This is a genomic window from Actinoplanes subglobosus, from assembly GCF_042650585.1.
Classification (GTDB): domain Bacteria; phylum Actinomycetota; class Actinomycetes; order Mycobacteriales; family Micromonosporaceae; genus Actinoplanes; species Actinoplanes subglobosus.
On record NZ_JBHSBL010000012.1, the window covers coordinates 16,203 to 26,381 of the forward strand.

At 67.1% G+C, this 10,179-nt stretch carries 7 protein-coding genes; all 7 read right to left on the reverse strand.

Features of this window, described 5'->3' with window-relative positions; genetic code table 11:
• Nucleotide 1: 1 nt before the first annotated feature.
• On the reverse strand, nt 2-4,066 hold the full coding sequence (locus tag ACFO0C_RS11110; RefSeq protein ID WP_378066507.1) for a polymorphic toxin-type HINT domain-containing protein: 4,065 nt from the start codon (nt 4,064-4,066) through the stop codon (nt 2-4).
• 289 nt (nt 4,067-4,355) lie between these two features.
• Nucleotides 4,356-4,790 (reverse strand): hypothetical protein, encoded by a 435-nt coding sequence (locus tag ACFO0C_RS11115; protein WP_378066508.1) that lies wholly within the window; start codon nt 4,788-4,790, stop codon nt 4,356-4,358.
• 94 nt (nt 4,791-4,884) lie between these two features.
• On the reverse strand, nt 4,885-6,402 hold the full coding sequence (locus ACFO0C_RS11120; protein WP_378066509.1) for an FG-GAP-like repeat-containing protein: 1,518 nt from the start codon (nt 6,400-6,402) through the stop codon (nt 4,885-4,887).
• Nucleotides 6,403-6,694: 292 nt separating this feature from the next.
• The gene (locus tag ACFO0C_RS11125; RefSeq protein WP_378066510.1) at nt 6,695-7,405 is read right to left on the reverse strand and encodes an ABC transporter permease; all 711 of its coding nucleotides are present in this window, start codon (nt 7,403-7,405) and stop codon (nt 6,695-6,697) included.
• A complete protein-coding gene (locus ACFO0C_RS11130) occupies nt 7,405-8,355 on the reverse strand; it encodes an ABC transporter ATP-binding protein (RefSeq protein ID WP_378066511.1) in 951 nt (316 codons plus the stop codon). The genes ACFO0C_RS11125 and ACFO0C_RS11130 overlap by 1 nt, the downstream gene beginning before the upstream one ends.
• Nucleotides 8,352-9,209 (reverse strand): ABC transporter permease, encoded by an 858-nt coding sequence (locus ACFO0C_RS11135; protein ID WP_378066512.1) that lies wholly within the window; start codon nt 9,207-9,209, stop codon nt 8,352-8,354. The genes ACFO0C_RS11130 and ACFO0C_RS11135 overlap by 4 nt, the downstream gene beginning before the upstream one ends.
• Nucleotides 9,202-10,116, reverse strand: coding sequence for an ABC transporter ATP-binding protein (locus ACFO0C_RS11140; RefSeq protein ID WP_378066513.1), 915 nt, complete (start codon nt 10,114-10,116; stop codon nt 9,202-9,204). Before ACFO0C_RS11140 ends, ACFO0C_RS11135 begins: the two co-directional genes overlap by 8 nt.
• Between the last annotated feature and the right edge of the window lie 63 nt (nt 10,117-10,179).

Below are 10,179 nucleotides of genomic sequence, written 5' to 3' on the forward strand. Positions count from 1 at the left end.
CTCACTCATCCTTAGTACATGTTCGAGGGTACGAGGTGAAGACATACCACTTTTCTTTCGCCTTGATCGACTTGTCTTTACGGATCACGACAGAATAGCAGTAGACTTTTTCGCGAATGAAAGTTCCGTCCGATTTAGCAACCCAGCCGAGCTCCTGGTTATTAATTTTTCCCTTGAAGGTTCTATTTTCACCGAAGGGCATCTTCTTGATCTGATCCATGATGCCCTTCCTGCGCAAGTGAGTGTTTACAACAGTTTGAGCAGTCGCCTTGTTGGCCCAGACCCCATTGGTTCCACCATCGGAGCCCTGTGCCAATTCAGTGGCACGGCTCGGGCTTACGTTCACATGCTTCTTTAACGTATGCGGCTCCCATGGAAGATGAGAAAGCGCTTGCTCCATGGCCTCCAGATCACACAGGTCAGGGCCTGGCGGATCGTTGTGAACGAGTACCGCGTTTACGCCGACGAACACGTAGTAGGAGTTCAGGTCGTCGACCGACAGGTTGTACATGGGCTGCTGGCCGGTGAACGACCTGGTGTGCACGACGGTGGCTTCGCCGGAGCCCGCCACCGACAGACGATCTCCCGCGTCGAGGTTCTCCGCGTGTGTCCAGGACCGATCGCCCACGCTCCAGAACGGATGCTCCTGTGTGGTGTTGACCGTGTCGATGAGGCCGTCCGGCCCGCGAACCTGGATGTCGGCCAGGTCGCTGTCCTGATTCAGATGAAGGTCGGTGACCTCACGGCTGCCCGTCCGTCCGGTGACCGGATCGGTGGCCAGGACGAAATCGTGCACCTGGACATCGCTGATGGGCTTGGCCGTGCCGTCACCCATGAGCACGAGGGTGTCGGCGTCGAAGCTGTTCTCCCGCACACAGCTGCGCTCCATGGCCTCACGCAACTGGCGCATCAACATGTCGAGCCGCTTCTGAGAGGCGACCTCCGCCGACGTGTCGCCCATCATGTCCGGGTCGTTCATCATGGCGTCGCTGTCGAGCGTGACGTTGAGCATGAGGTAGGCAAGAGCGCACTGTCCCCAGAGCATGCACATGTTGAGGCTCTGCATGTACTCCCACTCTTGCTCGAGGATGCGCCGCTGTTCGTCCGTGACGACGTAGTAGCCGCAGCGCGTGTTTCCCTCCTCGACCGCGTAACTCCAGCAGACGGTCTCGCCCGAGTCCGCGTTACGGGGCATCCCCGGCAGGTCGGGGTAGCAGGAGGGGTCAGCAAGGCCTGGTGGACGGTTGCATTTCTTGCCCTCGGAATCAGGGTTGTTCCGGCGCGCCTCCTCCTCCTCATTGATCTTTGCAATGGCGAAGGCGTACGCGTCCTCGTACGCCTGCTCAATCTCGAGGCGAGTCTTCTGCGCAGCCTCAGCCGAGGCCCTCGCATCGGCCGCGTACTCTGCGGCCTCGTCCGCGTGCTGGTCGGCCAGATATGCGGAGTACCGGGCGTCCGCTGCGGACTGGTCTGCCTTCTGCGCGTCGGCTCGTGCTGCGGCAGCCGCCTGGTTCGCCCGCGCCGAAGATGCTGCCGCCTCCGCGGCGGATCTCTGGGCCGCTGCCGCGGAATCCGCTGCCTTGGTGGCGTAACCCGCCGCCTCGTTGGCCGAGGCGATCGCCTGTGCGCGGTACTCCGCGGCCTTCGCCTCGGCCTTGTTCGCGGTCTCCGCATACTCAGCCGCCTTGAATGCGGCTTCGTTCGCGAGGCCGGCCGCCTTCGCCGCCTCGGCCACCTTGACCGCGACGCGGTGCTGATGGGTCAGGAGAAGCTGGTCGCGCTCCAGGGCAGCGGCATGTCCCGCGGTGAGGAAGCCCCGCATGTACGGCTCCGGCCCCGCCAATGCGATCTTGCCGGCGGCCTGAACCTCGGGACCGGGTGCGGGATTCGCCGAGAGGATGCTGAGGATCTTCGCCCTCTCGTCATGTTCCGCCGCCGCGTACTGACCGCGCGCGAGATACTCATTCCGATCGGCGTCAGTGCCGTCCAGCGCTGTGGACCCCGCCGCATGGCTGGCGGACCCGAGTGACATCGTCCTGAGGATCGCGGCGCGGTCGTCGTTTCCCTTGCCGGGATAGGAACGGTCTCGCATGAATTGCCGGACGTCTTCGATCGATCCGGTCAAGGCCGTCTCGGCGGCGGCTTTGAGCCCGGCGACGTCCGCGGTCTCGGCGATGTGGGCGACACGAGCCCGGTCGTCCTGTTCCTCCGCTGCCTCGAGTCCCGTGGTGAAGAAGTAGCGCAGGTCGTCTTCACCGCCGGTCAGGGCTTCCTCGGCCGCGGCCTTCGTGTACGAGCCCCCGACCGTGATCAGGTCCATGGCCGCTTGCCGGCCCTGGCCGAGCAACAATTCGGAGGTGGCCCCCGGCGCCCTGGCTGCGGCGATGAGCGCCTTGGTCTCAGCGTTCTGGCGGTCCTTCGCCTGGGCATCCCAGGCCGCACTGGCGCGGATCGCCCGGTCCACCTTCAGGTCGACGGCAGCCCTGGCGACGCCCTCTTCCTGCAAAAGCTGGATCCGGTCGTTCTCGGCCTGCGTCGCAAGGTTCGCGACATCCGCTGCCTGGCCGGCGGCTTTGGTGGCGGCATTCGCGGACGCGATCGCGTTCGCCGCATGGGTTCGAGACTGCGCCGCACGATCGGCAGCCTGTCCTGCCTCATCAGCGGCCTTGTTGGCGGCGGCAGCAGCGGCCCGGGCATGCTTCGCCGCGTCGGCTGCCATGCGGCCGGATTCCGCTGCCTCGTCGGCAGCCCTGTTCGCCAGCGCCACAGCCTTCTGCGCAGACTTGGTCGCCCGGGCAGCGGCCGCACGCGCACGGGCGGCATTGTTGCGTGCCCGGTCTGCTTCAGCTCCGGCCAGCCCGGAGTTCGCCCGGGCGTCGTCAGCCGCCGCGGCGGCGGCGTCAGCATGGGCGGCAGCCGACGCCACGGAGAGTGCCGCACTGGCCGAGTTCTTTGCGACGAGCGACGCCTGTTCCGCAGCCATCGAAGCGTGCTCCGCGGCTATCGCGATACCGAGTGCTTGATTTGCCGCATCCCGGGCGCCCTTGACGTTGCCCTCGTCGATGATCGCTTTCACGGCCTCGCCGTTGGCCGTGGCCGCGGCGTTGCTGGCCATCACCGCGGCAGCGGCGGCTTTGGCTGCCGCATCCGCGGCTGCCGTCGCTGCGGAGTACGCCTCGGCCGCCGCGTCGATGGCGTCCTCAGCGGCCCTGGCTGCTGCGGCTGCGGCGTCCGCTGCACGCCCCGCGGCGGCAGCCGCCTTCTTCGCGGAGTCCTTGGCCTCCAAGGTCTCCTTGGCTGCCAGCTCGGCGGCGGCTTTGGCGTTGTTCGCCGCGGTGACCGCCTTGGCGGACGCCTCCTTGGCCGCTTCGGTGTCCTGTTCCGCCTTCTTCAGCGCCGCTTGTGCCTGCTCGGCGAGTTCAGTGACGGATTCGAGCGTCTTGTCCCGGGCCCGGCTGATCTCAGCACCGGTCGTCACGAATTCATGAATCGCGTCCGGACCCGCATCGAGCGCGGCTTTGGCCATCTCCCTGGTGGCCGCACCACCGCCGGACATGATCGCGAGAGCCTGTGCCCTCTCGTCATGAGCTCGCGCGACGAACTGTCCTTCCAGCAGGAACTTGGTGATCGCCGCGTCTCCGCCGTCCAGCGCCTGCTTGGCCGCCTGCTGGACCGCGAATGCTCCACCTTCCTTGACCTGCAGCGCCCGGGATCGCTCGTCCTGCACCCAGGCGCTGTCGAAGCCGAAGTAGATGAAGTTCTCCCGGTCGAGATGCGTTCCCGCATCAAGTGCCTGCTTCGCGGCGGCACGGACAGCCGGACCACCGCTCTCGAGGAGACGGAGAACCTCGACCCTGGAATTTCTCTCCTCGAGCCCCGTCAGCTCTTCCGTGAAGAACTTCTGGAAATCCACGTCGGTGCCGAGCAGAGCGGTCCGTGCGGCGCGAGCGAGTTCGCTGTCGCCGGACTGCATCAGGGAAAGTACGACCTGCCGCTGCATGCCGACGTCATTGACGACTTCCTCGGCCAGCGGCGTGGCAGCCGCCGACGACGGCCAGGGAACCACTACCCCGGCGGTAGCGACGATAGAGGCGACTACTGTGACGGCGATATGGGCCGCCGGTCGCCCTTCCCGTTTCCGGGGATATTTGAATATTCGAGTTGCCAACGATCGCTCCCTCAAAGACGACCGGTCTGCCTGCCGACACCGTTGAGTGCCGACCGGCAGACCGACTTGACGCTTCTCTGCTTCGCGCACCGTGGCCCCACCTGGACGGTCTTAGTCACCGTGCGGCCGAGAAACCACCCGCGCTGCGCCGCATCACAGCGGCTGAACCGGTTTCCGGAACGACAGGTCAGACGCGGATCTCCAGCATCGCCACTTGGCCACCGGTGCTACTACCGGAGCCGACCCCGAGCCAGTCGTCCGCCGGAACGATCGCACCCGTGGCTGGGGCACCGTTGAGGCTCACGGTGGCTCCGACGGCGAAGTCCTCGTAGTTGCGGAAGCCGTAGACCTGCTGAAGTTCGACAGTGAGGTGGCCGGTCTTGCCGACGATCCGGAAGCAGAACGGCTGTGACGCCGTATAACTCCAGACCGCCAGGCTCACGTTCTCTTCGCTGCAACCGACGTAGGTGATGTTCCCGTCACCGCGGATCAACTTGACCCCGGTGATGTCCTCAGCATTCGGATAGCTGAAATCCTCGACGATGGACGACGGCTCGTCAGCTGCCGCCTCGGCGCTGGCCGGCTGACTGACGAAGCCGACAGCCGCTGCCAGGGCTCCCATCGCGAGGACCGCTATGGAACGACGAACATTACGCAATTGAAATGACTCTCTCTCAACATGATTCGACGACGACTGCTACTGATTCCTGAACTCGTCACTCGATGACGGCGCCTCCGGCGATGCGCTGGGGGCCGGACCAACCGCCGGTTCCGTTGGTCCAGACGTCGACCGCGCCGTTCAGGTTGACTCGCACGTAGTCGGCTCGGGTGTCAGTGGTGTACTGGGCGAACCGCACCTGGTCGTGGTCGGTCGTTGCCCCGAGGGCCACCTGGCCGAGGCCCTGCCAGCCGCCGCGGCCGTCGCCTCCTCGGTTCAGCCAGGCCTGGACCGCGCCGTTCTCGTCGATCCACACGTAGTCGACCCTGCCGTCGCCGTCGTAATCGGTCAGGCGCACCCGGGTCGCATCAGTGGTCAGGCCACCGGCGACCTTGCCGAGGTTGAGCCAGCCGCCGTGACCGTCGCCGCCGCGGTTCAGCTGGACGTTCACTACGCCGGTCTCGCTGATCAGGAAGTAGTCCGTTTTCCCGTCTCCGTCGAAGTCAGCGAACCGGACCTGGTCGGCGTTCGCGGTCATGCCGGGCGCCACCTGTCCCACCAGCGGCCATCCGTCGCCGGCGTCACCACCGCGGTTCAGGTAGACCCGGACCGCACCGGTCGAGGTGATCCACAGGTAGTCGTCCCTGCCGTCGCCGTCGAAGTCCGCGAACCGCACCTGCCTGCGGTTGCTGGTGAGGCCGGATCCGACCTGGCCCTGGTTCCACCAGTTGCCGTTGTCGCGGTTGAGCCACACCTGCACCGCGCCGCCGTCGGCGATCAGCCAGTAGTCGTCCTGCCCGTCGCCGTCGAAGTCGGCCCACCGCACCTTGCTGGACGTCTCCGGCGCACTTCCGGACGGCGCCGGAGACGTGGTCGTTCCGCCTTCGGCGACCACCTGCCGCAGGGCGGTGAAGTACGTCTCGGCGATCACCGCGTAACCCGTGTCGGCCGGGTGCAGGCGGTCGGTCATCTGGTCGGCGGTGACCGGGAACTCCACGTATCGGATCCGGTCGCCGGCCGCCGCACGGTCCGCGACGATCTGTTGTGCGGCGATGTTGAACCGGGCCGCCTGCGCCGCCACCGGTGCGGACGGCAGGAGGCCGGCCAGGATCACCGTGACGCCCGGTTTCGCGGTGAAGATCTTGGTGAGTAGGTCCTCGAGGTCGTCCGACGCGCCCTCCGGGTCGCCTCCCTTGTCCAGATCGTTGATCCCGATGTGCAGCAGCACGACATCCGGTGAGTACGAGGTCAGCCAGGACTCGACATTGCCGTCGATGTCTTTGATCTTCCACTGCCTGTGGCCCTCGTGTTGCGGGTCCGGAACCGCGCCCTCACGCTGCGACCCGACGAAGTCCATGGTGAACGCCGTCTGGTTCCGGACCTTGTACCACAGCGGTTCCCGATAGCCGCGTCCGCGGCTGCTGCCCGCACCGGCGGTGATCGAGTCGCCGAGCGGCATGACCCGCAGATGCGGCACGTCGGCAGCTATGGCCGGCTGGGGAACGACCATCAGAGAGAAGAGGAGTGCGAGCAGGCCGACGACGCCGAGCCTCTGCCGTGCTGGATTCGGCCTCATCCTCTGCTTTCCCCCGTTGCCTTGGATCACTCACCACAGGGCACGAGGGAAGACACGGTGGAACGAACACATGGCTCTGCCATCGGAACCGCCGATCCCCCGAGACCGAGCTGATCCCAAACCATAGATGGCTGTCGCGGCTAAGTAAATCGATGTGTTGTGACCTCAGTTACCCTCGTCGCGCTGGTTGATGGTGGGCGTCCGAGCCTTGTGAAGGACGGCCCTGAATGTCCACGAAATGCGACGGCCCGCGTCTCCGTGAAGGGGACGCGGGCCGGGTCGGGTGGAATGGTCAGCTGGTTTCGCCGGCCACGCTGAACGAGGCCAGGCGGTTGATCGCCGCCAGGGTGCCGAGGACGATGAAGATCGCGCTCATCACGATGGCCGTGGTCATGCCGATCGTCGACTCGATGATCGCGGTCGGGGCGATCTTGTCGGCGATGGTGATGACGTACTGGCCGATGGCCAGGTTCTTCGTGCCGGAGACGAAGTTTCCGAGCAGGCCTTCCCAGACCAGGATGTAGACCAGGCCGACCAGCACCGGGCGCCGGCTGAGCAGGCTGAAGAGCAGGAACAACGCGGAGTACGCCAGCGCGCCGACCACCGAGGCGACGGCCAGGGCGCCGCCGAGTTTGACCGAACCGGCCAGGGCGCCGGTGACGAAGAGCGGCACTGCGGCGACCACGGCGGTGACCGAGGCGGCCACCGCGAATTTCGCCAGGATGATCTCGTAGCGGGGCAGCGGCTTGGTGAGGATGTGCACGATCGTGCCGTCGTCGACCTCGGAGCCGAGGACGCCGGTGCCGACGATCAGGGCCACGACCGGGAGCACCACGGTCAGGCCCAGGCCGACGATGACCGCCTGGCCCCACATGTCGGGTGACACGTCGTAGGCGCGGCAGATCGCGGCCAGACCGATCAGCAGCAGGGGCAGTGGCAGGAGCAGCAGTGCCCGGCGCCGGCCGAAGAGGCCGCGCGCGGTGATGAAAGCGACCGTGGACATCAGCCCTCCAGCAGGTAGGAGAAGACGCTCTCCAGGGACTCGTCGGACGGCACCACCTGGCGCAGCCGGATGCCCTGGTCGAGAGCGATGCGGGGCAGCGCGCGGGTGAAGCTGCCATAGTCGGAGGCCCGCACGGTGAGGCCGGTGGCCTCGATCTCGATGCCGGCGACCGACTTCTCGCCGATCAGCGCGACGGCCAGCCGGCGGTCGTCGGAGCTGCGCACGGCGAACACGTGCGGCCGGTTGGTCATCAGGCGACGGATCTTGCGGTAGTCGCCGGAGGCGGCGAGGCGACCGGCCACGATCACCTGGACCAGCCCGGCGACCTGCTCGACCTCCTCCAGGATGTGCGAGCTGAACAGGATGGTGTGCCCGTTGTCGCCGAGGCGGTGCAGCAGCTCCATCATGTGCATCCGCTGGCGCGGGTCCATGCCGTTGAACGGCTCGTCGAGCAGCAGCACCCGCGGCTCGTGCACCAGGGCGGCGGCGACCCGGGTGCGCTGGCGCATGCCCTTGGAGAAGGTCTCGATGCGGCGCTCGGCGGCACCGGTCATCTCGACCAGCTCCAGTGCGCGCTGGGCGGCCCCGGCCGGGTCGGGCAGTTTCTGCATCTTGGCGCAGGCCGTGACGAACTGGCGGGCGGTGAGGAAGCCGTGCACCGCCTCCCGCTCGGTGACCAGGCCTAGGTCACGGTAGATCGACGGGTTGCGCCAGGTGGGCTTGCCGTCGATGGTGACGGTGCCGCGGGAGGGCGACAGGAATCCGGCCATCATGTGCAGCACGGTGGTCTTGCCGGCGCCGTTCGGCCCGAGCAGGCCGGTCACGCCGGGGTGCAGCGACATGGAGATGTCGTTGACCGCGACGACGTTGCCGTACCACCGGGAGACGGTGGACAACTCGACCACGCCGGTGGTGGTGGGCGTCTGCGCCGGGAGCGTCTGGGTGGTCACAGCGAGGCCACCTTCCGGTAGCGGGCCAGCAGGATGAGGAGGCAGGCGGCGATCAGGCAGACCGTCTCGATGCCGTAGATCGGGCCGAACCGGCCGAGCTCCATGTCGAAGTTGCCACCCATCCACTGCCCGACCCCGGCGAGCAGGAACATCGGGCTGGACAGGAAGGCCAGCTGGTTGGCGGTGGTGGACGGCAGCGAGCTGAGCACCCCGACGATCGGCGTGGTCACCAGGAAGACCGCCACGATGCCACCGGCCGCGAACGCCTGCTTGCCGGTGAAGGAGGCGACGAGCAGGCCGATGCCGGCGAACGTGAGCGCCCAAAGAAGGCTGTAACCCCAGCCGGGCAGGAGGTCGCCGATCTCGTTGAACACGCCTTTGACGCCGTCTTTGGTGGTGAACGCGGCGCCGAGGAACATGATGAACTGCGGCACGCCGAGCAGCAGCCAGACCGCGCTGACCATGGCGGCGAACTTGGCCGAGACGTAGTCGGCGGCCCGCAGGGGACGACTGAAGTACAGCGGGAGGGTGCCGGCGCGCAGATCGCGGGAGACCAGCTGGGGTGCCACGATCGCGGTGAAGAAGATGATCAGGAAGCTCATCTGTCCGGCGAAGTCGAGGTAGCTGATCACCGACTCGCCGGTGAGGGAGCGGATCGCGGCGACGATCACCGCGACCAGCAGCATGATGCCGAAGACGAGCCAGGGGAAGATCTTCGCCTTGGCGGAACGGCCCAGACCGAACGCCGCGCGCAGCCCGTGCACGTAGAGCGCCTGCTGCATCGCGAACCGGCCCAGTCGCGGGCCGTCGTAACGCTGGTATCCGATGTCATGGATGACGCCGGCCTCAGACATCGGCCGTCTCCTTCGTGGTGAAGAGCTCGGCGACGCGGTGCCGACGCTGGTCCAGGCGGTGCAGGTTGAGGTCGAGATCGGTGACGGCGTGCAGGATCCGGTCGTACGCCTCGTCCGACTCCAGCGGCACGAGAAGCAGCCGGCCCTCCCGGGTGACCGCCAGGCCCCGCTGGGCGAGGGCCGCGGCCAGCTCGTCCATGCCGTCGGCGACCTCGACCGCGAGGATGTCGGACGCCTCGGTCATCGAGGAGATCCGGTCGGCGCGCAGCAGGCGGCCGCCCTCGATCGCGATCAGGGAGTCGCAGATCCGCTCGACCTCGCCGAGCAGGTGGGAGCAGACGACCACGGAGATGCCGAACTCGTTGCCGATCCGGTGGACCAGGTTGAGCATGGCGTCGCGGCCGGCCGGGTCGAGCCCGTTGGTCGGCTCGTCGAGCAGCAGCAGGTCGGGGTCGTGCACGAGAGCCTGGGCCAGCTTGACCCGCTGCTTCATGCCGGTCGAGTAGCCGCCGATCTGCCGGTAGCGCTCCTCGTAGAGCCCGACGTGCCGCAGCGCCTCGGAGGCACGCTCGCGGGCCGCCGTCTTCGGCAGGCCGCTCATCCGGGCCAGATGGGTCACGAACTCGGCGGCCGAGACGTCCGGCGGCAGGCAGTCGTTCTCCGGCATGTAGCCGACCCGCGCGCGGACCCGGTCGGTCTGGGTGACCGGGTCGAGGTCGAAGACCCGGACGCTGCCGCTGCTCGGCGGCAGCAGTCCGAGCATGATCTTGATGAAGGTGCTCTTGCCGGCGCCGTTGGCGCCGACCAGTCCGATGACGCCGGCATCGACGGCGACGGTCAGGTCCGCGAGGGCGGTCACCCCGCCGCCGTACGTCTTGGTCAGCCCGTCCGTAACGATGATGGTCACGCGCTCAGCCTAGAAAGCGGCCGCACGGATTCGGATCCGGAGTTCCCCTGAGGCCGACTCAGG

What these genes read in the sequence shown, in the direction of transcription:
- ACFO0C_RS11135 (WP_378066512.1), bottom strand. Translation starts at nt 9,209, where the DNA reads ATGTCTGAGGCCGGCGTCATCCATGACATCGGATACCAGCGTTACGAC.
- ACFO0C_RS11115 (WP_378066508.1), bottom strand. Translation starts at nt 4,790, where the DNA reads ATGGGAGCCCTGGCAGCGGCTGTCGGCTTCGTCAGTCAGCCGGCCAGC.
- ACFO0C_RS11125 (WP_378066510.1), bottom strand. Translation starts at nt 7,405, where the DNA reads ATGTCCACGGTCGCTTTCATCACCGCGCGCGGCCTCTTCGGCCGGCGC.
- ACFO0C_RS11120 (WP_378066509.1), bottom strand. Translation starts at nt 6,402, where the DNA reads ATGAGGCCGAATCCAGCACGGCAGAGGCTCGGCGTCGTCGGCCTGCTC.